Here is a 460-nt window from a genome sequence, read left to right as displayed (position 1 = left end):
GCATTGGCCGGACGGACGGGTGAAGCAGGCGACCCTGAAGCGTCTGCTCGCCGACCGCGCCGCGCGTCCGGCCTTCTATGCCGAGGCCGACTACCGGGCGATCGAGGCGACGGGGCCGCGTGCGGACAACGTCGTCGCCTACCTTCGCTCCGACGCGAGCGCGGACGGCGACATCTTCGTCGCGGTCCCGCGACTGGTCGCCGGACTGGTCACGGACGCCACCTGGTCGGGGGCGGGGTTCGCCGGCACGACGGTCGATCTCGGCGCGGGCACGTCCTGGCACGACATCGTCACGGGGGCCGGCTACGACGGCTCCGCCGATCTCGCAGCGTTGTTCTCCGCGCTGCCCTACGCCGTCCTCCGGCGCCGGGCGTGATCCCAGCGTGCCGCGCCGCATCCGTGGGCACGGCACGCACCCGGCATTCGGGCGTTAGTCGATGACGCCATCCAACAACTCGAG

At 72.4% G+C, this 460-nt stretch carries 1 protein-coding gene; it reads left to right on the top strand.

Going from position 1 to position 460, the window contains the following annotated elements:
• Positions 1–376 (top strand): hypothetical protein (locus FV223_RS29830; protein ID WP_210247540.1); only part of this gene is annotated, 376 nt, incomplete at its 5' end.
• Between the last annotated feature and the right edge of the window lie 84 nt (positions 377–460).

The sequence above is a fragment of the Methylobacterium sp. WL116 genome, from assembly GCF_008039455.1.
Lineage (GTDB): Bacteria > Pseudomonadota > Alphaproteobacteria > Rhizobiales > Beijerinckiaceae > Methylobacterium.
This window is presented reverse-complemented; position numbering and strand designations above follow the sequence as displayed.